Below are 23,612 nucleotides of genomic sequence, written 5' to 3'. Positions count from 1 at the left end.
ATTGGAGCCGGCGACGAGAATCGAACTCGCACTCTCAGCTTGGGAAGCTGATGTTCTACCACTAAACTACGCCGGCGTCGCTGCTCGGAAGCAGCGCAGATCATCGTAGCACCGCCCGTATCCGAGACTGAAAAACCCTGCCAGCCCGCGGCAGAAGGCGGCACCGTAAGATGAAGCCGTGCTTCTTTCTGACCGTGACATTCGTTCCGCCATCGACTCCGGCCGTCTGAGCATCGATCCGTTCAGCCCGGACCTGGTGCAGCCGTCCAGTGTGGACGTGCGCATCGACCGCTTCTTCCGCGTGTTCAACAACTCCAAGTACACGCACATCGACCCGAAGAAGGAAATGCCGGAGCTGACCACCGAGGTGGAAGTTCCGGAAGGGGAGCCGTTTGTGCTTCACCCCGGCGAATTCGTCCTCGCCGCTACCCTCGAGAATTTCGCGCTGCCCGCCGACCTCGCTGGACGCCTGGAAGGCAAGAGTTCGCTTGGACGCCTCGGCCTGGTCACGCACTCCACCGCAGGGTTCATCGACCCGGGCTTTACCGGCCACATCACCCTCGAGCTGTCCAATGTGGCCAACCTGCCGATCACCCTTTGGCCGGAGATGAAGGTGGGGCAGCTTGCGCTGTTCCAGATGTCGTCGCCCGCCGAGAATCCCTACGGTTCATCTGCCGTCGGTTCCAAGTATCAGGGGCAGCGCGGCCCGACGCCGTCGAAGGCGTACCTGAACTTCCGGCAATAGCTTGCGGGGGTGATTTACCCCGTTGTAATCGCGGCGTATTCGGCGCGAGTGGGGTTGAGTGATTAAGCTCGTTTTCAACAGGTTTTCATTAACGGAAAACGTTTTCACTTAGGAGACAGGAGTCCCCCATGACCACCCCCAACGACGCTGCTAACCAGGGCTGCTGCGGCGGCCACGACGACAAGAACGACCTCGGCCTCAAAGACGTGCACGCCACCGACGCGCAGTGCAACTGCGAGTCGGGCCACTGCCAGTGCGGTCACCACATGACCTGCGACTGCGAAACAAACGAGTGCGAGTGCGACTGCAAGAAGGGCCAGGGCCACGCACACTGCACTGAGCACGGTCACGAGCACCATCACGAAAAGGGCGAGTGCGAGTGCGAGCCGCACGAGGTCAAGGAGCCGGCGGGCTGCGGTTGCGGCCACGCTCACTAGATTCCCGGAGCTAAAGCGGGCGCGCGGTTTGCGTGCCCGCTTTGTTCATTCCCAATTCGGCTGACCTTAACCGCGATATGGGTCAAGGTGGGCGCGAACCTTGCATAATGACCCGTATGCGCATGACTGTGATTGGCACCGGGTACCTTGGAGCAACGCACGCCGCCTGCATGGCGGAACTGGGGCACGAGGTGCTCGGCATTGACGTTGACCAGGCGAAAATCGACGCGTTGAAGAACGGCGACGTGCCGTTCTACGAGCCGGGGCTGCCAGAAGTGCTCAAACGCAATATCGAGTCCGGTCGCTTGGGCTTTACCACTGACTACGAGGAAGCCGCGGCGTTCGCGAACGTGCACTTCATTGGCGTGGGCACTCCGCAGCAGCGCGGTTCGTATGCGGCGGACACCACCTATGTCGAGGCTGCGATCGACTCGCTGGTCCCGCACCTCGAGGGCGAGCACGTGATCCTCGGCAAGTCGACGGTGCCGGTCGGCACGGCACGCGCGCTGCAGGAGCGCGCCGACGCTGAAGCCGAGCAGGCCGGCAAGGGCGCGAGCGTCGAGGTGGCGTGGAACCCGGAATTCCTGCGTGAAGGCTACGCGGTCAAGGACACGATTGAGCCGGACCGAATCGTGCTCGGCACGCGCGGGGAGAATTCGCGGGCCGAAGAGGTCGCCCGCGAGATCTACGCGACGCCGCTCGGCAAGGACACCCCGTTCATCGTCACTGACCTGCAGACTGCTGAGCTGGTCAAGGTCTCCGCGAACGCGTTTCTGGCCACGAAGATCTCGTTCATCAACGCGGTCTCCGAGGTCTGCGAGATCGTCGGTGCCGACGTCACCCAGCTTGCCGACGCCATCGGCCACGACGACCGCATCGGCCGCAAATTCCTCGGCGCAGGTCTCGGCTTCGGCGGCGGCTGCCTGCCGAAGGATATCCGCGCGTTCATGGCGCGCGCCGGCGAGGTCGGCGCGGACCAAGCTCTGACCTTCCTGCGCGAGGTCGACGCGATCAACATGCGCCGCCGTCAGCGCGTCGTCGACCTCTCCCGCGAAACGCTCGGCTCGCTCATTGGCCGCCGCATCACGGTCCTGGGTGCGGCGTTCAAGCCGAATTCCGACGATGTGCGCGACTCGCCGGCACTCGCGGTCGCCGGGCAGCTCAGTCTCGCGGGCGCTGCCGTGCGCGTGTACGACCCGCAGGGCATGGACAACGCCCGCAAGGTCTTCCCCACGCTCGACTACGCGGCTTCGCTCGATGACGCGCTCACCGACGCCGAGCTCGTCATCCTCGCCACAGAATGGGATGAGTTCAAGCAGCTGGACCCAGTACACGCAGGGAAGCTCGTCGCTAAGCAAACGCTTATCGACGCCCGCAATGTCCTCCCTGTCCAACCCTGGCTCTCCGCCGGATGGGACTTGAAGGCCCTCGGCCGATCCCTGTAGCGCTTGTTGGTGCATGTGCTCGCGCACATTTCAAGATAAATTTTGATACATGAATAGTCTGCGGACATACCTTTCTGAAATGCCACAGCGAATCCCTGAGCTCATTAGAGTTTTGGGGGTTCTCGCGGCAATTCTCACGGCTCTGGGGATCGTCGCTACTGTTGCAGGTGGAAGTTCACAGGCGAGTCGCCAAGGTGCACCAGCAACACCCACTACTACACCCGCTGCTGAACAGACCACAGTGCGGGAGACTGCCAGACCGGGGTTTGCGCCGGAGCCAACGAAACTGGAGATTCCCACCCACGATGGATCAGGGCAAGTGACTCACCCTTCGGTCGTGCACATTCCGCGCGGCTGGAATGGTTACGAGTACTGGATGGCGATGACGCCGTACCCGTCTGGCAAGGATTCGGAGGAAGACCCCAATATCGTCGCTTCGCACGACGGCGATCACTGGGAAGTTCCGCGGGGAGTGAGCAACCCGCTTGATGACGAACCCGGCGGCCGAGGCGCGTACAACTCCGACACCAACCTGGTTCTTGTTGACGGAACAATGTACATGACTTGGCGGAAAGTGACTGAGAACAGGAAAGTCGAGTTCTACATGAGGACTTCGACGGACGGAGCCAACTGGACAGAACCCGTGCTCATCGCCACGCCCACGCGTAATTCGCTTTCTCAATCCCTCGTGCGAATTGGCGAGGTGTGGCGGATGTACGCTGTCCAGACTTCGACCGGTGAGAATGAATTGGTGTACTGGGAGACCACTGATCTGGTTCCGACCCCGGAAAGCTGGGGTGCCACGAACCCCTGCGGCATCAACTCCTTGGGCCCAGATTTCGAGCCGTGGCACATCGACATCCAGCACGTCAACGGTTCCTGGTATGGGCTACTCACAGTCAGCCGATGGAACCAGAACGGGGTAGACAGTCGAGTCCACTTGATGCGCTCAGCTGACGGGATGAACTGGTCAGCTGTTTCCGAACCGATTTTCCCTGTCGCTGGTGGCTGGTACGACTCCCACTATAAGAGCGGATTCGTTGTGCATCCTGACGGAAATAAGACCCGGATGGATATCTACGCAGCGGTTGTCGACTCTAAAACCAAGGCACGTTACGTCGGCAGAACGGAGGCGACGCTCCACAACTGAGCGCCCCACGTGAACTCCGCTAGTGGTAACTCGGGCTAGTTCTGCTGATAGTCCGCCAGAAAGTTGCCCAGGCGCTCCAGCGCGTTTTCCAGCTGGGACGCCCACGGGAGGGTGACCACGCGGAAGTGGTCCGGCGTCGGGTAGTTGAAGCCGGAGCCGCCGACCATGAGGATCTTCTCGCTCTTGAGTAGGTCGAGCATGAATTGCTCGTCGTCGTGGATCTGGTACATGTCCATGTCCAGCTTCGGGAACGCGTACATCGCGCCCTTCGGCTCGACGACGGAGACGCCAGGGATCTCGCGGAGCTTCTTCACAGCGACATCGCGCTGCTTCTTCAAGCGGCCGCCTTCGCCGGTCAGGCCGTAAATGGACTGGCGTCCGCCGAGAGCGACCTGAATGGCATGCTGGCCCGGCACATTCGAGCACAGACGCGTGCCGGCAAGGAGGTCCAAGCCCTCGATGAAGCCCGTGGCGCGGCGCCGCGGACCAGTAATCACCAGCCAGCCGGCGCGGTAGCCGCACACGCGGTAGGCCTTGGAAAGACCATTGAACGTCAAAGTGACTAGGTCGGGGGCGATGGCGGCCATGGAGTGGTGCACGGCGCCGTCGTAAAGCACGCGATCGTAGATCTCGTCGGAGAGCACCATGAGCTCGTGCTCGCGCGCGACGTCGGCGATATCCTCCAGAACCTTCTTCGAATAGACCGCGCCCGTCGGGTTATTCGGGTTGATCACCACGATCGCTTTCGTGCGGTCCGTGACCTTCGAGCGGATGTCCTCGATCGACGGGTTCCAACCATCCTCCTCGTCGCACAGATAGTGGACAGCCTTACCGCCCGCGAGCGTCGTCGCAGCAGTCCAGAGGGGATAGTCGGGGGAGGGGATGAGGACCTCGTCGCCGTCGTTAAGCAAAGCTTGCGTCGTCATCGTGATGAGCTCGGACACGCCGTTGCCCAAATACACATCGTCGATGTCGAAGTCCGGGAAGCCGTCGATCTCCTCATAACGCGTGACGATGGCACGCCGCGCCGGAATGATGCCCTTCGACGTCGTGTACCCCTGCGATGTCGGCAACGCCGCGATCATGTCCCGCATGATCACATCCGGTGCCTCGAAACCGAAGACCGCCGGGTTACCAGTATTGAGCTTCAAAATGGTGTGGCCGTCGCGCTCCATCTCCTCCGCCGCCGTCGCGACAGGGCCGCGGAGATCGTACGACACACCCTTGATCTTCTCCGCCTGATCGAAGTGGCGGTGACGCTTCAGCGGCGCACGCTGCTGCTTTTCCTGTTTGCCGGGCTTCTTTTCTTTGCTCATACGGCAATTGTCCCAAAAATCCGGTGCCTATTTCGTGAAACGGTTCAACGTGCGCTGCGCCAAATTCATCGCCTCGCCCGTCAGCTGGTCACGCTGCAAAGTGCGCTCCACCTTCCGACGCTCCAACTCCAATCGGTTCGCCTGCTGCAACTCCCGGAACCTTTGGCGGTCGAGCTGCCTCGGACTCGGTGCGTACCAGCTGTCCGGCCCGGCCTTCATGATGTAGAGAAGCGTGAATAGCGTCGGGATGATCAGCAGCAACAACGCCCATGCCCCCGACCCCGTCGCGGTCGAAAGCCCCACCGCTCCCGCGAAAGATGCCAACGACCCCAAGAGGAAAATGCCCAGACGCGTGTTCTTCCCGTTCGCGCGGGCGCGTTCAATCTCGCTACGCGTGAACGTCTGCTCGGCGACCTCCTGGCGTTGATGCTCCGGCAGATCACTGAACAGCGGCACCAAATCCTGCCGCGTCGTCGCCTGCTCTACCTGTTCGCAACGACGGTTGAACTCGTCGCTGTCCAACCGGCCCTCGCCGAGCGCATAACTCAGCCGCGCCACGGCGTCCGAGCGATCCAAATCCGACAAACGGACAAGATCACTGCTGCGCTTCTGCGGATTATGCGGGGGCTGATACGTCACGATTCCAATACTAATCCGTCCGATGCGCCGATTCGCCTAGACAATCATTTGGCCTCAAATATTATGTAGCCCATGACCAATCCCAATGATCCCAACAGTTACCCGCAGTACGGCAGTAACCCCTCCGGCCAACCCGGTGGCTACGGCGCCGGCCAAAACGCCGGACAGGCGTACGGCCAGCACTACGGCCAGGGGCAGGGGCCAGGCAATGCGTACCAGGGGCCAGGCAACCCGTATCCGCCGACTTCCGGCTACGTGAACCCGGAATCCCAGTCCGAGTCCGGTCGCCCGCTTCACATTCCGCCAGCAGAGCTGCCTCCCGCTGAGGCAGTCGCCTTCGGCTTCAAGCGCTTCTTCACCAGCCAGTGGCACGTCTACTTGGGCTTGCAGTTCCTCCCGATGATCATCGCTATCGTCGGCGCTCTCGTCCTCATTCTTCCGCAGATCGTGGCAGGCGCGGATCCCGATACCGGAGACCTCAGTAAAAGCGCGTTGATATCCATGGTCATCTTTTGCATCCTGCTTTACGCTTTCTCGTTCGCGGTTAACGTCGTCTTTTGCAAGACCGCGTTGCAGGACACCCGAGGTGTCAAGCCGACGTGGAGCAACATATTCAAGAATGTGCCGTGGGGACAGGGTCTTGCAGCTTATGCCCTAGTGATGGTCGTTCTAATCGCTTACATCTTCGTTGCAGGTCTCTTGGCAAATCAAGTTCCGGTACTCGGGGTCTTCCTTTCCTTCGTTCTCTGGCTCGGGATGATCTTCCTCATGCCGATCTTGGTGATGGTCCCGCTCTATGCGATCGACGGAAAGACTTCCGCCATCGGTGCGTTCGGGGCCGCGTGGCATGACGTGAAAGCTCAGTACTGGCGCGTTTTCGGTGCCTTGTTCCTTCTGGGAATCGCATGTATGGCTCTCGTTTTCTTCACGCTTGGCGCCGGGGGAATCGTAGCCTTGCCAGTCGAGGTCCTGGGCATCGTGTTTATTTACCGCTGGATCAGTGAATACGGGAAGGCAGGCCAGGCGACGGGGCCGGCAGGCAATCCCGCCGGCCAGCCGTACCAGCACCCGGAGCAGCCGGGTGGCTACATGAGCATGTACTAAAACGCCGCGTCAAAGACCGGGTCCCGTTGTGGGGCCCGGTTTTTGTTTTGGGCGTGCGGAAGTGGCCGTGGACATGCCTAATTCACGCGATGAGCGTGGTCAGACTTTGTCTGCGGCCTTTTCTCTATGTTCCGAACAGCAGGTGCATGGCACCGTATTGGTGTGTGCTGTTCGGTACTGGTGTTCCGCGCGGTGAGATCCATGTTGGTGTCCCATCGCGCATCTGTATTCGACCCCTGTTATGCCTGTCGGGGTCATCATCGTTGGTGCGGTTGTGATACCTGCACAACACCGACAGGTTGTTCATATTCGTCTGCCCACCGCGGGCCCACGGTTCAATGTGGTGGACCTCGCAGTTATCAGCAGCATGCCGGCAATCCGGCACAGGACACGTCGTCAGTGTTGCCCGGGCGAGGTCGCGTTGTTTCTTATTAGCGAACCGTTTCGTGTTGTACAGGTTCACCGGACCGTGCTGCGGGTGGAAGAGTGCCACTTCAAGGTCTTTGGAGTGATGGTGCGCCAAATACTCCGCACCAGTCATCGTCGTGCCATCAGACAACCCCAGGATGGTGTCATCGCCCTGGCCGCCGAGGACCTTGATGTAATCCGGAAGCGGGATCTGGACCAGCGGGCGTGGAACAGCCTCAGCGACAGCACCGTCCTTGTGGAGTAGGTCGTGGAATGCCTCGTACATCTGCGGGCCCTCAGGACGGTTAGCGTCGAGTTTTTGGCGCAGCGCGTACTCAAGGGCGGCGATATCACGCGCATCACCAGTAGCACTGAAAGTGCGCTTACCTTTCCGGGGCTTGCCGAACCGCACCGACGACTCCGGAGCAGGTGTATCCACCTCAGGAACGATGTCTTTGGCGCGGCGTTTCAACGTCTCGTAGTTCCCGCGCACGGACAGCAGGGCGAGGCGGAGTTTCCATTTTTCGCTCTCGGAGCTGGCGGCTTTGATGTGTTGTTCGATGAAGACGAGTTGGTCGAGTGATTTCGCGGTTTGGCGGGCGATGCGCACCGCGTGAGCTTGTTTGCGGGTGGAGCGGGATTTTCCGTAGTAGACCTCGTAGACGCCTTTCCAATCGGCAACGCGGGTGGGGTTGGCCCCGGCGTCGACAAGCTGTTGGGCGTCGAAACTACCCAGCAGGTCGATGGCGTTGCCTGCGCCCACATGCGCTGCGAATTGGTTCATGCCACAAACGCTAAACCAGATGCAAGCCGAGGTCTATCGAACAATGTCCATTACAGTAGACAACGCCCAAACACGCAGGCCACACGGGGCGCAAAACGGCGAAAGATAGCCGAAACGGGGTGAACGGCGCCGGCAGAAACGGGTTATTCCGCGCTGAACTGCGATTGATTCAGCTCGAAATAGGTGCCGCGGCGGGCGAGGAGCTCCTCGTGGGTTCCTTGTTCAGCGATCGTGCCGTGCTGCATGACGATGATGAGGTCGGCGTCGCGGATCGTCGATAAGCGGTGCGCGATGACGAAGCTGGTGCGGTTGCTGCGCAGTGCGTTCATGGCGTTTTGGACGAGGACTTCGGTGCGGGTATCCACGGAGCTGGTGGCTTCGTCGAGGATGAGGAGGCCGGGCTGCGACAGGAACGCGCGCGCGATGGTGATGAGCTGGCGTTCGCCGGCGGAAATGGAGCCGCTGTCCTGGTCGATTTCGGTGTCGTACCCGTCGGGGAGGGTGCGCACGAAGCGGTCGACGTAGGTGGCTCGCGCGGCGGCGATGACCTCGTCGTCGGTGGCATCGAGGCGGCCGTAGCGGATGTTCTCCATGATGGTGCCTTTGAACAGCACGGCATCCTGGAGCACCATGCCGATGCGGGAGCGCAGCTCGGCGCGGTTGAGGTCTCGAATATCGGTGCCGTCGAGGCGGATGGCGCCGGCGTCGACGTCGTAGAACCGCATGATGAGGTTGACCAGTGTGGTCTTGCCGGCACCGGTCGGCCCGACGATGGCGGCGGTCTGTCCGGGCTCGACGCGCAGGCTGAGGTCCTCGATGAGCGGGAAGTCGGGGGCATACGAGAAGTCGACGTGCTCGAATTCGACGAGGCCGCGCGTTTTTTCGCTTATCGACGACGCCCCAGCCCCCTCATCCTCTTCCTCCTCCTCGGCATCGAGTAGTTCGAAGACACGCTCGGCGGAGGCGACGCCGGACTGGAGCATCTGCATCATCCCGGCGATCTCGCCGAGCGGCTGGTTCATCTGGCGGGAGTACTGGATGAAGGCGGTGGCGTCGCCTAGGGTGAGCTGGCCGGAGGCGACTTTGAGGCCGCCGAGAACCGCGACGGCCACGTACGACAGGGACCCGATGAACTGCATGATCGGGTGCATCGAGTTGGCCAGGAACTGGGCTTTTTGCGCGGCGGCGGCGAGTTCCTCGTTGCGTTCGTCGAACTGCTCCCGGATCTCTGCCGAGCGGCCGAAGATCCTCGCAACGTCGTGGCCGGTGAAGGCTTCCTCCACGTGCCCGTTCAGGTCGCCGGTGGCTTTCCACTGGGTGACGAATTCCTTCTGGGAGCGGGTGCCCACCAAGCCCATGACGGCGCCGGTCAGCGGGATTGCCAGCAGGGCAACGATGGCGAGCTGCCACGAGATGGCGAACATCATGACGATGATGCCGGCGAGGGTGAGGACCGCGTTGAACAGCATCGAGAGCGATTGCTGGAGCGCCTGCTGGATGTTGTCGACGTCGTTGGTGGTGCGGCTCATGACGTCGCCGCGTTGACGCGAATCGAAATAAGACAGCGGCAGGCGGTGGATCTTCGCCTCCACCCGCTCGCGCAGCGTGTAGACGGCGCGCATGGTCAGTTTGTTGAGGATCGCGCCCTGGGCCCACATGAGCAGGGCGGCGGCCAGGTAGAACGCCAGCACCGCGATGATGAGACCGCGGAGCCGGTCGAAGTCGATGCCGTGGCCCGGGTGCAAATCCATCGCCGCGGCCATGTCGGCGAAACGGTCCTGGCCCGCCGCGCGTAGTCCATCGACTGCTTGCTCGGCGGTGGTGTCTTCCGGAAGCTGCTTGGACACGACTCCGTTGAAGATCACGTCCATCGCCCTGCCCATCACCCGCGGCGCCCAGACGGCGAGGAGGACAGAGCCCGCGTTCATCAGGAAGACGAAGATGAGCGCGATCTTGTATGGCGCGAGCAGTCCGAGCAGGCGTTTTGCGGACGGCCAGAAGTGTTTGGCTTTGCGGGGGGCTTTATTGGAGTAGTCGTCGCCGGCCATGGTTTCTTCGTAGGCGGCGAGTTGGTCGTCGGTAAGCTGCTCGCTCATGCGGTCACCTGCTTTTGGCTCGCGTCGATCTCGCGGTAGGTCGTGCTGGTGCGCAGCAGTTCGTCGTGGGTTCCGCGTGCGACGATTTCGCCGGCTTCCATCACGAGAATCTGGTCCGCACCGCTTATCGACGCCACCCTCTGCGCCACCACCAGCACCGTCTTTCCCTCGGTGTAGCTGGTCATGGCGTCCTGGAGCTTCGCTTCGGTGACGGCGTCGAGGGCGGAAAACGAGTCGTCGAACAGGTAGATATCGGGTGCGGCGATGAGCATGCGCGCGATGCACAACCGCTGGCGCTGCCCGCCGGAGACATTGGTGCCGCCCTGGGCGATCGGCATGTCCAGGTCATCGACGAAGTGGGCCTGGGCGGTGCGCAGGGCTTCCCACATCTCGTCGTCGGTGGCGTCTGGTTTGCCCACGCGGAGGTTGGAGGCGACGGTGCCGCGGTAGAGCCACGGCTTCTGCGGGACCATGCCCACCTTGCCGCCCACGCTCACCTGGCCGGAGGTGGGGTAGTAGAGCTCCGGGATGAGGCCCATGAGCGTCGACTTGCCCGAGCCCGTCGACCCGATGATCGCGGTGACGGTGCCGGGGCGCGCGGTGAAGTCGATGTCTTTGAGCACCGGTTCTTCGGCACCGGGGTAGCGGTAGGTGACGCCGCGGAACTCGACGACGCCGGGTTCTGCGCTGGCACTGCTGTTCTCCGGCGGAGCGGTGTTCTCGTAGCGCAGCACCTCCGAGATGCGGCGGCCGCAGACAATGGCGCGCGGCAGCATCATGAGCATGAACACGCCCATCATGACGGCCATGAGGATCTGCATCAGGTACTGCATGAACGCGGTCAGCGAGCCGACTTCGACGAGGCCCTCGTCGACGCGGTGGCCCCCGAACCAGAGCACCGCCGCGGTGGCGAGGTTCAGGATCAGCATGATGACGGGGAACATGGTGACGAAGACCCGGCCGATATTCAGGCTCAGCTTCGTCAGGGCGGTGTTGGCGTCGGTGAAGCGCTTCGTCTCGAAATCCTCGCGGCCGAAGGCGCGGACGACGCGGATACCGGCGATCTGCTCGCGCAGCAGCCCGTTAATGGCGTCGAGTTTTTGCTGCATTTTCCGGAACAGCGGCATGAGTAGCGCCGCGATGACCGCGACGACGATGGCGAGCACCGCAACAGCCACGATGACCAGCCACGACATTCCCGCGTCCTGTCGCAGCGCCATGATCACGCCGCCGACCGCCATGATCGGTGCAGCGACCATGAAATTGAAGAACAACAGTGCGGTCATCTGCACCTGCTGCACATCGTTGGTCGCGCGGGTGGTTAGCGTCGCCGGGCCGAAGTGCCCCATGTCCTCCGACGTGAACTGGTTGACCTTGTCGTACACCGCGCCGCGGATGTCGCGGCCGGTACGCATCGCCGCGGCGGAGGCGAACCACACCGCACCCACCGCTGCAGCCACCTGGAGCAGCGACACCGCGAGCATGAGCAGGCCCACGCTCCGGATGTACGGCACGTCGGCTTTGGCCACGCCGTTGTTGATGATGTCTGCGTTCAAATCCGGCAGGTACAAGGTGGCCAGAGTCGACAGAAGTTGCAGCACGACCACCGCGGCGATCAACCCCGCGTACGGCCTGCTGAACCTCCCGGTCAGGCGGATGAGATCCACGAGTTGCCCCTCTCTTTTAGACAGGGGCAATACTAAACCTTGCGGTGAAAATTTCACCGTCCGGTGCTGCTACCTCGGCGAACAGGTGTGGAGGAGACTTGCTTGTAGTGGTCCGGCAGGCCGTTCTTGCCGTAGGACAGGCGGCGATGGAGCCACTCGAAAGGGCCAGGTTTGCCTGCCTTCTCCAAGGCCCACGCACCAGCGACCGTAGCCAGCCAGACGAGCAGCGCCCACCCAAGCTTGCCCGCAATGGTGGCATCCCGCGTGACCCACCAGAACGCGGGCTGCGTGGTCAGCATGAACAGGATCGTTTGCCCCAGGTAGCCGCTCATGGATCTCTTGCCGAGTGCGATGAACGGTTCGAGGGCGGGAGGAAGCGCGCCCCCGGCGTCGATACGCGCCTGCAGAGGCTGGCATACTAGGGCGATCGCGGCGAGAATGCCGGGCCCCGTGAGCAGCCCGAGCGATTCGTTCGCATCGGTGAGACCGGCTGCCCAGCCGGGGCCGAGAACGCCGATCTCCGCGAAGCCCCACGGGATCCCGATGGCAGGAATGAGCACTGCTGCAAGGAGCGCCCATGCGCGAAACATCGTGCGGTTCGCAGGCAGATCGCCGAAGACTTTGCGGCGGCCCCAGATGAAGCCGACGATGACGAGTGGCAAGAAGGACATCATCTCAATCGCGGCAAGCGCGGGGTACATCATGACAATGGAGATGCCATTCGACATGCGCTCACCGAGATCGGTGATCCGGGCGGGTTCTCCGCCGACGGGTTCCTGCGTTGTGCCGAATGCGGCGATAATGCCGGGGGCACGGGCCGCTGCTTGGACGGCGAACACCGTGCCCGCGAGAATATAGAGTGCGCGGTCACTCCAACCAATGACAAGACACAGCAGCAATGCCGCGATGCCGTAGGCGGTCATGATGTCGTTGGTGAAAAACAGCGTCTTGTGGATGAGCCCAAAGAGAAACAGGAATCCGTAGCGGCGTGCCAGTACCTTGCGGCGCGCCCGCAACGGGTACCCGCGCCGGGCCAGGCTGGCAAAGATCATGCCCACTCCGACACCGAGCAAGGTGGCGAACATGGGCAGGCCGCGCACGTGCACGAAAAGCGTCTCGAAGAAGACCAGCGCCTTTTCGAGCACGGTCCCGGCACCGTTGTAGCCGCCGAGGCCTGCGGCGTGGTCGACTTTTTCCGCCGGATCCCAGTCCGTGACCATATTGGCCATCGCGATACCGACGAGGGCGAGCCCCCGAGCCAGGTCAGGGGCGATGAAACGTCGACGGGAAGCGGTGAATGCTCCAGCCATTCTCACTTCACCGCTCGTCGATTCGCGGCGGCGTAGGCCACCGCAGCGAGAGCCGCAACCCAAATCACGAGCGTGATCGTGCCTGCGGTACCGTTAATGGCCCCTCCGCCAGGAAGAATGTTGTGAATCGCGTTCGCCCACGGCTGGTTGACCGCCCCGAGAGCAGTCTCCACGATCAAAGACTCGACGATCCACACGAAAAAGGAGGCTGTGCCGGAACCGAGAGCCACTGCGGACAACGCCGCGAGTAGTGGGTAGACGATCCAGAGCTTCGCTTGGGCCAGGACCATCGACGTGCTCTCTGCTCCCATTGCGGCGATCCCGTCGACGAACATGTGCGAGCCGCCGATTCCGATGCCCGACGCGGCAAACGCAGTCAGGGTGCACGCGAGGGCGGCGACTCCCACGCGGCATGCGAGTTCCTTGCCGCGGTGGTTCGAAGCGAGGTAGGCATACCCGATCGTGCCTCGCGAATGAGCGCCACCGGCGGGGAACGCACCGGCGGCGAGAGCGACAGGAAGCATGAAGCTCGCCGGGATGAGCAGCATTGCCGGGTCAATGGTGTTTGTGCCGTTTGGGCCGAGCAGTGCGGCAACCATGATCGGCCCGGCGATCAGTGCCACAGCAATGAATGCGAGAAGAATGCCAGTGGAAGGGCGGGAAAAGATCTCGCGGCATGTAGCTTTCAGTGTGTTCATCGGTTCATTTCCTTTGCGCAGTGGTTGGTGGAATCGAGGAAGACATCTTCCAGGCTGCGCCTCGTTTCCTGGAGCGAGTACACGGTCACGCCCGCGCGTTGGGCGGTCTCGCCTACATCGCGCGGCGTGGCGTTGTCGACGATGACGGTCTCGCCCACGACCTGGCCTCCCGTGGCTTGCGCGAGCCGCGCCGGGTCGCTGCAGAGCGCTTCAACGCGGTGTGATCCGAGGAAGTCGTCGAGATCTCCTTCGCCGACGAGGGATCCGTTGTCGATGACGACGAGACGGTCGGCAGTCAGCTGCATTTCGCTCATCAGGTGCGAGGAAACTACGACTGCCCGCCCGTCGGCTGCCATCTGCCGGATGCGTCCGCGCATCCAAGCCACGCCTTGGGGGTCGAGCCCGTTGACTGGCTCGTCGAGGATGACGTTCGCTGGGTCCCCAATCAAGGCGGAGGCGACTCCAAGGCGTTGGCGCATGCCGAGGGAATAATTTTTCACCTTCCGGGTCGCCGCGTCGGTGAGGCCGAACGCCTCCAAGGACTCGTCGGCGAGGGACTCGGGAACACCCGCGTAGTCGGCCACCATCTTCAGGTGAGCGCGGCCGGTCATGTGCGGCGCGATCCATTCCGGGTTGAGCAGTGCACCGACGGAACGGGCGGGGTGGGGGAGGGAACGGAAAGGGGTGCCGTCGATAAGCGCTGTGCCCTCGTCGAGCGATTCAAGCCCGACGACCATGCGCAATGTCGTGGACTTCCCAGATCCGTTCGGGCCGAGGAAGCCAGTGACTGCGCCATCGGGGGCGGTGAAACTGAGAGCGTCGACAGCCGTCGAGCGCGAATACCGTTTGGTCAAACTTTGAACGTTGATCATGGTTTCGATATTCGCGCTGCCGAGCGAGGAAAACGTCGGTCTGCGGGTGTATATCCGGGCGTACACCTCAGGGTGTACGCGGCATGCCTAGTGGCCGAGCAACTCGCTCGTACCCACCACACCAGCGCGGAAGGCGAAGAGAACAGCGTGCACGCGGTCGCGTGAACTCGTTTTGAACAGGATGCGGTGCACGTGCGTTTTCACGGTGGCGGGAGAGAGCGTCTCCGCTGCGGCGATCTCCTCGTTGGAGTAGCCAAGCGCAACAAGCCGGAGAATTTCCACTTCGCGGGGTGTCAGCTGCTCGAGCATCGTCTCATTGCGCATGGCTTCTTGCTGCTCAGGTGCGTGCGCCGCTCCGATGACGTACTTGGTCACCTTGGGGGCGAGCACCGCGTCGCCGCCGTGAACGGTTCGGATCGCTTCGAGCAGCTCGTCAGGGGCGGCGTCTTTGAGCAAGAAGCCGGAAGCGCCAGCTTCGAGGGCACCGAGAACGAGATCGCGGTCGTCGAAGGTGGTCAACATGATCACTCGGGTATGGGGCTGTTCCTCCAGTAACGAGCTGCAGGCGGTGATGCCGTCGGTGCCAGGCATTCGTATGTCCAGCAGCACGATGTCGGCGGTGCTCTGCCCGAGCACACCCGTTCCATCGCTGGCCTGCCACACCACTTCCATGTCGGGCTGGGAGTTGACCAGCATGGAAAAACCGGCGCGAACAAGGGGTTGATCGTCGACAAGCGCAACGGTGATCATCGCGGAACCTCCACTTCAAGGACGAAAGATCCGTCCGAATCAGCAATACGCACCCTGCCGCCGTGCGCGGCTACCCGCTCGCGGATGCCGACTAACCCGAACCCGTCGCTTTCTTGCTTGCTTATCGACGCCGGGTTCGCAGCCACGACCACCACCTCTTTCGCATTCGTCGAAAAAACGATTGAGCCTGTTTGCTCCGACGCATGGCGCAGCATGTTCGTTACCACCTCTTGGCAAATGCGGTAGAGGGTGAACTGAGTGAGGGCAGGCAGATCCTCCGGAAGCGTGTCGAAGCCGTCCACTGCGAGGTCGAGCCCCCGGGCCCGGGCATCGGCGAACAAGTCTTCGAAATCGCGCCGTCCGGGCGTCGCGCCCGCGGGGTGGCTAGAATCCTCCTCGCGTAACACGCTAAGCAAGCCGCGCATTTGGGACAGGGCAGTGCGGGATTCCTCGCTGATTGTTTCGAGTGCTTCTTGTGCTTCGGCGGGGTTGGAGGCGGCAGCGTACCGGGCGCCGTCGGCAAGCGCGGTGATGCCCGCGAGTGAATGAGCGACAATGTCGTGCATTTCCCGAGCGATTTGGGTCCGCTCACGGACGTGGGCGAACTCGATCCGCTGTTTGAGCTCGTCAATGCGGTCGCGGCGCTGGCGAACTTGGGCACCGAGAAGGAAGAAAAACCCCAGCACGAGCCACGCGACGACAACAGATGCCACGGCGCTGAGCAGAGAGCGGGTGGCAGGAAGCGCGTTGAGATCCAGCGCCTCGTGCCAGTGCATGAGCTGCTCTGCCGCCGTGATGCCGAGAATCCACGCCGCAGTCCACGGCCGGAGTCGCGGCGGCAAACGATACGAGGTCACGAATGCCGCCAGACAGACCGGTACTGTCCAATACAAAGGCACGCTCAGAGAGGGAATAGCCAACGACAGCGTGGCGCATCCAGCGACTGCAATCACCGACCACAGCGGCCGATCCCGATACAGCACGCACCCCACCCCGCACACGACGAGGAGAACTGTGCCCGCCGCGACCGCTGGGGCGGGCACCGCGTCACCGTGCGACTGCACCGTAATCCAGTCGAAGCAGAAAAATACCGTAATCAGGGCAATTGCAAGCCATGCAAAGATGCGCCGCGAATCCGCCGCGCGTGTGCTTCCTGCTGCTCGAACCATGGGGACAACAATAGGTCCCCGACGGAATAGTCTGCAGCGCCCGCGCAATCCCCAGCAAGGACATCCGTGAGGCGGACGAGATCGATCCTGCGGCGGGTGTGGGAGTGGCCGCGGCCCACGCAGGTCTGTACCGCCCGCTCCCAATCCATGAAAAAATCCCCTCGCTGCAAACGGTGGCGGTAACAGCCTACAGCTGGGGACGCGACGTCGATAAGCGTGATTGTTTGTAATTTCTATTTGGAGTTGAAAGGCCGCGCATTCTGGCTAACAATTGGGGCGCTGTTTCCTTACTGAACGAAAGGGTTTCTCATGTACTGGTGGTTTGACAATATCTTCGATTACATCGCGTACCGTGGCTCCTCCATCGCGTTCAACCGCGTGGATCAGTACCTGTACAACTACGTCAACATGATGTTCCGCCGTTAAGAACAACTGAGACGAGAAGAGCTCCCCGCCCGCGTGATGGGTGGGGAGCTCTTTGCTGGGCACCTAAGCTTGCCAGCGGTCGTCCGGGCCGGTCGTGCGGTCCGCGTAACGCTTCTTCGCGTTGTCGTAATCCTCCACCGGCAGCTGGTAGAAGAACACGCGCGGCATGACAGCCTCCGAGTTCTCGAGGTAAGTGGTGACGAACTTATCGACGTTCTCACGCTCGGCCGACTTCTTGTTCACGTAAATGAACAGCGGGCGCGACAACGGGTAATTGCCGTTCTTCGTCTCCTCCGACGACGGCGCGATGCCATCGACGTTGACGTTGTCGATGAACTTCTGGGACTCGTCCTCGGTGGCGAGGTAGTTTCCGATGCCCATGAACGACAGCGCGTTCGGATCCTCGGCGACCCACGCGGACAGCTCCTGGACATCGTCCGTGGCCTCGTAATCGTCGCGGATCTCGTCGCCGTCCAGGACAAGGTCCTTGAACACGTCGAGCGTGCCCGAACCCTCCGGGCGGCCGTACAGCTTGATCTCCTCGTCCGGCCACGACGGATCGATGTCGGACCACTTGGACACTGGGGAGTCCTTGGCCCAGATGTCGTGCAGCTGGTCGATGGTCAGGTCGGCGGCGAAGTCGTTGTCGCGGTGCTTCACAATGGTGATGGCATCGAGGCCGATCGGCAGCTCGATGAACTCGACCTTGTTCTCGTAGCACTGCTTCTGAAAATCGTCCGGGATCGCCACCGACGCGTCGTTGATGTCAGCCTCGCCGTTGCAGAACCTCTCGAAGCCGTCCGTCGAACCGATGGCCTCGACGTTGACATCGAAGTCGTAACGCTTGGCCATGTACGACGTGACCGGTTCCACGGTGGCGGAACCGGTGGCCTGGATCGCGTCCTCGCCCGGCGTGTTATCCGACGAGCAAGCGGACGCGAAAACCGTGACCGCCGCCAGTGCGGAGGCGACGAGTGCTTTACGCGTTTTAGCCATTGTTCTTCGCCTCCTGCATCTCGGCGCGGAACTCACGCAGCAGGCGGAAGAGGTTCTTCCAGGAGCCCTGGGAGTTGCTCCAGTATTTGGCGAAGTTCTCGTCCAGCTCAGCCTGCTGCTCCGGGGTGACGTTTGGGTTGATTTTCTTGTGCTTGTGGGTGGGATGGGTGCTCTCCGCAGCGACGACGGTTTTGTCCTCTCCGTTGGCAGGTTCGATGACTGCTTCGGTGGCGGTGGCCTCATGGTCGGCGGTCAGGCGGTCCTTGTTACGGCCGCGTGCGTTGAGCTCGACGCGCAGTTCGTCCGCGGTTTCTTCGAGCTCGGCGAGCAGGGCCTGCAGCGCCTCGTCGGGAGCCTCGCTCTTGATGAGGTCCTGGGCCATGGGGGACAGGTCGGGGGTCTCATTCTGATTCGTCATTGGGGGCTCCTTACATCAGGGAGTTGGAAATGAACACTGCCAGCAGCGGGATGGCGAAGAAGACGCCACCGATGTAGATGAATACGTAGAGTTTGTTCTTCTCGGCTAGGCCAGCGAGCCAGTCGGAGCACTTCGGCGGAAGGTCGCGCAGGAACGGGATGCCAAGGATGAGGATGGCGGAGAAGAAGTTGAAAAGGGTGTGTACGAGGGCACCGGCCATCGCGGCTTCCGCCTCTGTGCCTGTTGCGGCGAATGCCGCGATAAGACCGGTCATGGTTGTACCGATATTCGCACCCACCACGAACGGGAACAGGGTGCGGACCTGGAACTTGCCGGATGCCGCAAGCGGAACCGTCAGGGCGGTCGTGGTGGAGGAGGACTGGACCAACGCGGTGATGAGGGCACCGGAGAGTGCACCGAAGAACGCGTTCTTGCCCAAGGCTGCGTAGAGGATATCTTGCGCCTTGCCAACGAGCAGGGCATTCAGGAGTTTGCCGATGAAGCTGATGGAAACCAGGACGAGTGCGACACCGATGATGGCCAGGACGACACCGCCCCAGACATCGCCGAGCGGTTCGACGAGACCGCTTGCCAGCCCGACGAGGGGTTCGGTGATCATGTCGATGAAGTCGCCGAGCGCTTCGAAAGCACCCGCAATGACGCCTTCACCGGAACCGGTGAGGGACGGTGCGATTGCGGTCGCCGTCTTGCCCAAGAAGCCGGTGAGCATCTCCAGCGTGAAGAAGATGGAGATGGCGATCAGGTTGAAGAAGTCGTGCACGGTCGCCATGGAGAAACCGTTGCGGAACTGCTTCTTGTTGCCGGCCAGGCCCAGGGCCACCAGGGTCGAGGTGACCGAGGTGCCCATGTTGGCGCCGAAGAGCATTGGAATGGCGATATTCAGTGGCAGGCCACCCGCGATCATGCCGACCACGATGGACGTGGTGGTCGAAGAAGACTGAATGATCGCGGTGGTGACGATACCGATGGCCAGGCCGACGAACGGGTTCTCGGCGAAGGAGAATAGTTCCTTGGCCTGATCGCCGGCAGCCATCTTGAAGCCGTCGCCGATCATGCCCACACCGTTGAGGAGCAGCCAGATGGCGAGGAATACGGCGATCCAATTGGCTATTTGCTTCGCGGTGCCCTCGAAGGGCAGGAAGCTCAGCGGGTCACTATTTTCGGCATCGTCGTCCGGGTCGGTATCGGCGGAAGCGCCAGTAGCATTCCGGCTGGTCGTCTCGTCGGCGCGATCGATGCGTTCTGAATCGGTAACGGTGCGGTCGACCACGCGGACATCGGCGTCTTGCGGGAGCTCGTGTTCGCCGGCAATGTCGCGCGGCAATCCCTTATTGCTCATCGGTTCTCTCTTCTGTATGTAGATGGGAACATAGGCACGCTCCACGCTACGTACAGGTATTTGCCAGCGGGTTAATGGTTTGTTAACAGGCTGCGAAACATTTGAACCGGAAAAAGTTGGCCCGCATCCATAAGGCCACGGAACGACTATGGAACCGCAGGGATGGCGAGTCCCTTGGCCACAAGCGTTCCCCACTGTTTAGCCGTTACAGCTTCGCTCGCTAGGGCCGGTCGGTGCCAGCCGGTCCACGTGGTGAATGGCAGCTTGCGGGCCTCCAACAGTGTGATGATCGCGCCGGGCTGGTCCGCCTTTTCCGGTGCAGCGACCACGGGAGTGCGGCTGACGGAAAGCGAGGTGTTGGCGCGGAGGAACTCGTATGTCGCGGAGGCGAGGGGGCTGTTGCCCACGATAACCAGGCTGCTCCCCGCCGCTGTAGCGTCGTCGGCCACGATGACGGTGTCGTAGTAGTGGATGAGCTCGCCGATGCTCACCGCGTCCTTGCCGGCGCCGATGCGGATATTCCCGAACAGGCGCAGGCGGGGGACAAGATCACGGCCGCTGCCGGTGCTGGCGCGGTGCGTCGAGCCGAAGCGGATCAGGCAGGTCGGTGCGGGGGCTTTGCTGAACAGGTCCACGAAGTAGTCGCCCATGCAGATGAGAAGGTCCGAGGTCTCAATGGCTGCGGCGCCGTGGCCGATGACGGCGACACGGTGAGCGGCACAGCGGGGTGCGTGCGTCATTGCTTTCTCCTTCTCATGTGGTTGCGGGTGCGTTCTCCCGCAGGTCGATGGTTGATTCGGCGATCCAATTCGTAGACCGCTTAGTCTGTAACCGTAATCACCGATTGACCGCGGTCAAGGTTTGCTTGCTATTTAGATTCAAGGCAAAGTGCAGAATACGCCCGCAAATTGGGGTGCCGTGCTGGTTTAGACCAAGTGGTATGTGTAGCGTTCATCACAACGAATCTGGCCGCCACGTCAGATAGACAGATCGGTCCATGTAGGAACCGCCCCGCGGAACTGGACAAAGACAGAGAAAGAGCTAGAGGAGGCGACATGGCAGCCACGGGCACCACCGCGACCGCTGAGAAGCGACCCGAGCGCCCCAAGCGCACCGCCCGCAAGCCCAAGCCCGAAGGTCAGTGGAAGGTCGACGGTAAAACGCCGCTCAACCACGACGAAGAGCTGAAGCAGGAAGAGCCCGTGTTGCAGGTCAAGCAGCGGGTCATCGACACCTACTCCAAGCAGGGTTTCGCTTCTATCCCGAACGAGGACCTTTACCCGCGCTTCAAGTGGCTCGGCTTGTACACCCAGCGCAAGCAGAACCTGGGTGGCGAGCACACGGGCAAGGACAATGTGGAGCTGCAGGACGAGTTCTTCATGGCGCGCGTTCGTTTCGACGGAGGCCAGTGCTCCACGGATCAGGCGCGCGCGGTGGGGGAGATCTCCCGCGATTACTGCCGTTCCACGGCGGACTTGACGGATCGCCAAAACATCCAGCTCCACTGGGTCGGCATCGAAGATGTGCCGGCGATCTGGGAGAAGCTCGAGTCCGTCGGGCTGAATACGTGGGACGCGTGCGGCGATGTGCCGCGCGTGATCATGGGGTCCCCAGTGGCGGGCGTGGCAAAGGACGAGATCATCGACGCGACGCCGGCGATCGAGAAGATCAAGAACGAGTATGTGCTGCGCGAGGAATTCCAGAATCTGCCGCGTAAATTCAAGACGGCGATCTCGGGCAACGCGCGTCAGGACGTGATCCACGAGATCAACGACGTCGCGTTCATCGGCGTGGAGCACCCGGAGTTGGGGCCCGGTTTCGAGCTTTTCGTCGGGGGCGGCTTATCGACGAACCCGATGCTGGCGAAGTCGCTCGGCGTGTTCGTCACGTTGGATGAGGTGCCGGAGGTCTGGGCTGCGGTGGTGCGCATCTTCAGGGATTACGGTTATCGCCGCCTGCGGAATCGGGCGAGGCTCAAGTTCTTGGTGGCGCAGTGGGGCGTCGATAAGTTCCGTCAGGTGCTCGAGGACGAGTACTTGGGCTACAAGCTTCCCGACGGCCCGCGTGCCCCGATGAATATCATCGACCGCGATCACGTGGGCGTGCACGAGCAAATTGACGGCAAGGTCTACTTGGGCGTGAAGCCGACGATGGGGCATCTGACGGGTGAGCAGCTCATCGCGATCGCCGATCTGGCGGAGTCTTACGGGCTGACGCGTTTGCGACTGACGTCGTTCAAGGAAATCCTTTTTCTGGATGTTGATCCAGAAAAAGCAGAAGAACTAGCGGATGACCTGCAGGAGATGGGGCTGTACTCCGCACCCAGCGAATTCCGCCGCGGCATGCTCACGTGCACGGGCCTGGAATACTGCAAGCTCGCGCACACCACCACGAAGGCGAGGGGCATCGAGCTTGTCGACGAGCTCGAGGACCGCTTCGGCGACATCGATTCCCCCATCACCATCACGCTGAACGGCTGCCCGAACTCGTGTGCGCGAACGCAGGTCTCCGACATGGGCTTCAAGGGCCAGATGGTCGATGACGGCAACGGCAATAAGGTCGAAGGTTTCCAGGTTCACCTGGGTGGAACGGTGACGCGCGAGACCCCCGACGGCAACCAGGAGGCCAATTTCGGCCGCAAGATCCGCGGTCACAAGGTGCTCTCGTCCGAATTGGGGGAGTACGTGAGCAGGGTGGTGAGAAATTTCGTCGATAAGCGAAATGAGGGCGAGATTTTCCGCGACTGGGTGCTGCGCGCCGACGAGGAGGACCTGAAGTGAGATTTCGGCGCGAACCGAACGCGAACCGCAATTTTCCAGCGCACTGCCCGTATTGCGCGGGCGAGGGGCTGTTTCCTGATGAAACGAGTGATTTCGCATGGAAATGCACCGAATGCCTCCGTATCTTCGAGGTGAAGTTCTACGGGCAAGACGCCCCGGAACACGCCCCGGCGCTGGCGAAATCCACGGAGGAAGCCCTCCAGGTTTCGCTCGCGCACCACGGGCACGACGCGGTGTTGAGGAAGGAGAAATAATGGTCGACTTTTTGAATCGGCCGAGCGCGAATGTGCGCGACCCCGAGATCAGTCCGGAGGGGCCGAAGGAGACGGAGCCGCTGGATGCGGACATTGCGGCCACCAACGCGAAGCTTGTCGACGACTGGGCCGACGACCTCTACAACGCCTCCGCGCAAGAGATTCTCGAGTGGGCCCACAAATACGCCCCAGGGAAGCTCGCAGTGACGCTGAGCATGGAGAACACCGTGCTGGCGGAGCTGGCGAAGGACTTCCTGCCGGAGGCGGACTTCCTCTTCCTCGACACCGAGTACCACTTCAAGGAGACACTCGACGTTGCGGACCAGGTGGAGCAGCGCTACCCCGACCAGAAGCTCGTTCGCGCCAAGGCGATCCTCTCGCGCGAGGAGCAGAACCGCGTCTACGGCAGGGCGTTGTACCGCACCAACCCGACCGCTTGCTGCCGCATGCGCAAGGTTGAGCCGCTGGCCGTGAACCTGTCCCCGTACGCGGGGTGGGTCACCGGACTGCGCCGCGCGGACGGACCGACGCGCGCTGAAGCCCCCGCGCTGTCGCTCGATGCGACCGGACGGCTGAAGATCTCCCCGCTGGTCACGTGGTCGCTGGATGACACCGACGACTACATCGACCGCAAGGAGCTCATCATTCACCCCCTGACTAAGCAGGGCTACCCGTCGATCGGCTGCTCCACCTGCACGATGCCGGTCGCCGAGGGCGAAGACCCCCGCGCCGGGCGGTGGGCGTTCAGCTCCAAGACGGAATGCGGGCTCCACGAATGAGCGAGACAG

At 62.1% G+C, this 23,612-nt stretch carries 22 protein-coding genes and 1 tRNA gene; 8 read left to right on the top strand and 15 right to left on the bottom strand.

Annotated elements, in window-relative coordinates; genetic code table 11:
• Positions 1-2: 2 nt before the first annotated feature.
• Positions 3-76: transfer RNA gene (locus M3G19_RS09490), tRNA-Gly, on the bottom strand.
• 102 nt (positions 77-178) lie between these two features.
• Here M3G19_RS09490 and dcd point away from each other — a divergent pair.
• From dcd to M3G19_RS09470, 4 genes are all read left to right on the top strand, one after another.
• Positions 179-745, top strand: a complete 567-nt coding sequence (gene dcd / locus M3G19_RS09485) for a dCTP deaminase (RefSeq protein ID WP_259902360.1) — start codon at positions 179-181, stop codon at positions 743-745.
• A 128-nt stretch (positions 746-873) separates the two neighbouring features.
• Positions 874-1,182 (top strand): hypothetical protein, encoded by a 309-nt coding sequence (locus M3G19_RS09480; RefSeq protein ID WP_259902359.1) that lies wholly within the window; start codon positions 874-876, stop codon positions 1,180-1,182.
• A 116-nt stretch (positions 1,183-1,298) separates the two neighbouring features.
• Positions 1,299-2,627: a UDP-glucose/GDP-mannose dehydrogenase family protein gene (locus M3G19_RS09475; protein WP_259902358.1), complete on the top strand. Its 1,329-nt coding sequence runs from the start codon at positions 1,299-1,301 to the stop codon at positions 2,625-2,627.
• 319 nt (positions 2,628-2,946) lie between these two features.
• Complete coding sequence (locus M3G19_RS09470; RefSeq protein ID WP_259902357.1) at positions 2,947-3,777, top strand: hypothetical protein; 831 nt, start codon at positions 2,947-2,949, stop codon at positions 3,775-3,777.
• A 35-nt stretch (positions 3,778-3,812) separates the two neighbouring features.
• On the opposite strand, the gene M3G19_RS09465 is transcribed toward M3G19_RS09470, so the two are convergent.
• The gene (locus tag M3G19_RS09465; RefSeq protein WP_259902356.1) at positions 3,813-5,093 is read right to left on the bottom strand and encodes a pyridoxal phosphate-dependent aminotransferase; all 1,281 of its coding nucleotides are present in this window, start codon (positions 5,091-5,093) and stop codon (positions 3,813-3,815) included.
• Positions 5,094-5,120: 27 nt separating this feature from the next.
• Positions 5,121-5,732 carry a DUF1707 domain-containing protein gene (locus M3G19_RS09460; RefSeq protein ID WP_259902355.1) on the bottom strand — a complete coding sequence of 204 codons (612 nt, stop codon included), beginning with the start codon at positions 5,730-5,732 and terminating at the stop codon, positions 5,121-5,123.
• A gap of 72 nt (positions 5,733-5,804) precedes the next feature.
• Here M3G19_RS09460 and M3G19_RS09455 point away from each other — a divergent pair, with 72 nt between their 5' ends.
• A complete protein-coding gene (locus tag M3G19_RS09455; protein ID WP_259902354.1) occupies positions 5,805-6,836 on the top strand; it encodes a hypothetical protein in 1,032 nt (343 codons plus the stop codon).
• Between the two features lie 124 nt (positions 6,837-6,960).
• Here M3G19_RS09455 and M3G19_RS09450 read toward each other — a convergent pair whose 3' ends face one another.
• The 12 genes from M3G19_RS09450 to M3G19_RS09395 form a co-directional block, all read right to left on the bottom strand.
• On the bottom strand, positions 6,961-8,028 hold the full coding sequence (locus M3G19_RS09450) for an HNH endonuclease signature motif containing protein (RefSeq protein ID WP_259902353.1): 1,068 nt from the start codon (positions 8,026-8,028) through the stop codon (positions 6,961-6,963).
• A 143-nt stretch (positions 8,029-8,171) separates the two neighbouring features.
• Positions 8,172-10,124, bottom strand: a complete 1,953-nt coding sequence (locus tag M3G19_RS09445; protein ID WP_311198350.1) for an ABC transporter ATP-binding protein — start codon at positions 10,122-10,124, stop codon at positions 8,172-8,174.
• Positions 10,121-11,791: an ABC transporter ATP-binding protein gene (locus M3G19_RS09440; RefSeq protein ID WP_259902352.1), complete on the bottom strand. Its 1,671-nt coding sequence runs from the start codon at positions 11,789-11,791 to the stop codon at positions 10,121-10,123. Before M3G19_RS09440 ends, M3G19_RS09445 begins: the two co-directional genes overlap by 4 nt.
• Positions 11,792-11,844: 53 nt before the next feature.
• Positions 11,845-13,101, bottom strand: a complete 1,257-nt coding sequence (locus tag M3G19_RS09435; protein ID WP_259902350.1) for a DUF418 domain-containing protein — start codon at positions 13,099-13,101, stop codon at positions 11,845-11,847.
• A 2-nt stretch (positions 13,102-13,103) separates the two neighbouring features.
• Complete coding sequence (locus M3G19_RS09430) at positions 13,104-13,799, bottom strand: hypothetical protein (RefSeq protein ID WP_259902349.1); 696 nt, start codon at positions 13,797-13,799, stop codon at positions 13,104-13,106.
• A complete protein-coding gene (locus tag M3G19_RS09425; protein WP_259902348.1) occupies positions 13,796-14,671 on the bottom strand; it encodes an ABC transporter ATP-binding protein in 876 nt (291 codons plus the stop codon). The genes M3G19_RS09430 and M3G19_RS09425 overlap by 4 nt, the downstream gene beginning before the upstream one ends.
• An 87-nt stretch (positions 14,672-14,758) precedes the next feature.
• Positions 14,759-15,421, bottom strand: a complete 663-nt coding sequence (locus tag M3G19_RS09420; RefSeq protein WP_259902346.1) for a response regulator transcription factor — start codon at positions 15,419-15,421, stop codon at positions 14,759-14,761.
• Positions 15,418-16,590 (bottom strand): sensor histidine kinase, encoded by a 1,173-nt coding sequence (locus M3G19_RS09415; RefSeq protein ID WP_259902345.1) that lies wholly within the window; start codon positions 16,588-16,590, stop codon positions 15,418-15,420. Before M3G19_RS09415 ends, M3G19_RS09420 begins: the two co-directional genes overlap by 4 nt.
• Positions 16,591-17,079: 489 nt before the next feature.
• Positions 17,080-18,012, bottom strand: a complete 933-nt coding sequence (locus M3G19_RS09410) for a substrate-binding domain-containing protein (RefSeq protein WP_259902344.1) — start codon at positions 18,010-18,012, stop codon at positions 17,080-17,082.
• The gene (locus tag M3G19_RS09405) at positions 18,005-18,430 is read right to left on the bottom strand and encodes a hypothetical protein (RefSeq protein WP_259902343.1); all 426 of its coding nucleotides are present in this window, start codon (positions 18,428-18,430) and stop codon (positions 18,005-18,007) included. The genes M3G19_RS09410 and M3G19_RS09405 overlap by 8 nt, the downstream gene beginning before the upstream one ends.
• 10 nt (positions 18,431-18,440) lie before the next feature.
• A complete protein-coding gene (locus M3G19_RS09400; protein WP_259902342.1) occupies positions 18,441-19,790 on the bottom strand; it encodes a Na/Pi symporter in 1,350 nt (449 codons plus the stop codon).
• A gap of 146 nt (positions 19,791-19,936) precedes the next feature.
• The gene (locus tag M3G19_RS09395; protein WP_259902341.1) at positions 19,937-20,530 is read right to left on the bottom strand and encodes a hypothetical protein; all 594 of its coding nucleotides are present in this window, start codon (positions 20,528-20,530) and stop codon (positions 19,937-19,939) included.
• Between the two features lie 315 nt (positions 20,531-20,845).
• Here M3G19_RS09395 and M3G19_RS09390 point away from each other — a divergent pair, with 315 nt between their 5' ends.
• Genes M3G19_RS09390 through M3G19_RS09380 form a run of 3 tightly spaced genes read left to right on the top strand, consistent with a single transcriptional unit; the run spans position 20,846 to position 23,603 of the window.
• On the top strand, positions 20,846-22,570 hold the full coding sequence (locus M3G19_RS09390; protein ID WP_259902340.1) for a nitrite/sulfite reductase: 1,725 nt from the start codon (positions 20,846-20,848) through the stop codon (positions 22,568-22,570).
• Entirely contained in the window at positions 22,567-22,824 is a 258-nt protein-coding gene (locus M3G19_RS09385) for a hypothetical protein (protein WP_259902339.1), read from the top strand. Before M3G19_RS09390 ends, M3G19_RS09385 begins: the two co-directional genes overlap by 4 nt.
• Positions 22,824-23,603, top strand: a complete 780-nt coding sequence (locus M3G19_RS09380; protein WP_259902338.1) for a phosphoadenylyl-sulfate reductase — start codon at positions 22,824-22,826, stop codon at positions 23,601-23,603. Before M3G19_RS09385 ends, M3G19_RS09380 begins: the two co-directional genes overlap by 1 nt.
• Positions 23,604-23,612: the final 9 nt, after the last annotated feature.

Source organism: Corynebacterium sp. p3-SID1194 (assembly GCF_025144155.1).
In the GTDB taxonomy this organism is placed as follows: domain Bacteria; phylum Actinomycetota; class Actinomycetes; order Mycobacteriales; family Mycobacteriaceae; genus Corynebacterium.
This window is presented reverse-complemented; position numbering and strand designations above follow the sequence as displayed.